The organism is Paraglaciecola chathamensis S18K6 (assembly GCA_000314955.1).
GTDB classification, from domain to species: Bacteria; Pseudomonadota; Gammaproteobacteria; order Enterobacterales; family Alteromonadaceae; genus Paraglaciecola; species Paraglaciecola chathamensis.
In genome coordinates, this window is sequence record BAEM01000058.1 from 1 (window position 1) to 608 (window position 608).

Annotated in this window: 1 protein-coding gene; it reads left to right on the top strand. The window is 53.0% G+C overall.

Going from position 1 to position 608, the window contains the following annotated elements; genetic code table 11:
- A partial coding sequence (locus tag GCHA_RS20630) for an Ig-like domain-containing protein (RefSeq protein WP_039992879.1) occupies positions 1 to 608 on the top strand: 608 nt, incomplete at both ends.

Consider the following 608-nt stretch of genomic DNA (forward strand, 5'->3'; position numbering starts at 1 on the left):
CGTGCCTAGTGATTTAGCCCAAGGCAATTACACCGTTCAAGCAAGCATTACCGATGCTGCAGGCAACAGTACTACCGAAAGTGACACAGGCAGTATTGATACGGTAGCACCGAGCCTAACGGTAGAGGCACCCGATAACAGCAGTGATGCCACCCCGACGATTACAGGCACCACAGACGAGCCAGATAATGCCATCGTGAGTATCACGGTCACGGGCAATAATGGTGTGGTACAAACCTTTAATACCACGGTGATGGATAACGCCTTTAGCGTGGATGTACCGAGTGATTTGGTTGATGGTAACTATACGGTTAGTGCGACCATCACAGATGCATCCGGTAATAGCACCACTGAAAGCGACACAGGCAGTGTGGATACCGTTGCCCCGAGTATCTCAGTGGATGCGCCGGATAACAGCAGTGATGCGACGCCATCAATTACGGGAACAACGAGCACTGCGCCTGTGGGGGCGACGGTGACGATAACGGTGACAGGGAGTGATTCAGCGGTCCAAAACCTCACGGCCACAGTGCAGCCAGATGGCAGTTTCCATGTGGATGTGCCGTTAGCACTTGAAGAAGGCAGTTACACGGTGGAAGCGACGGTAG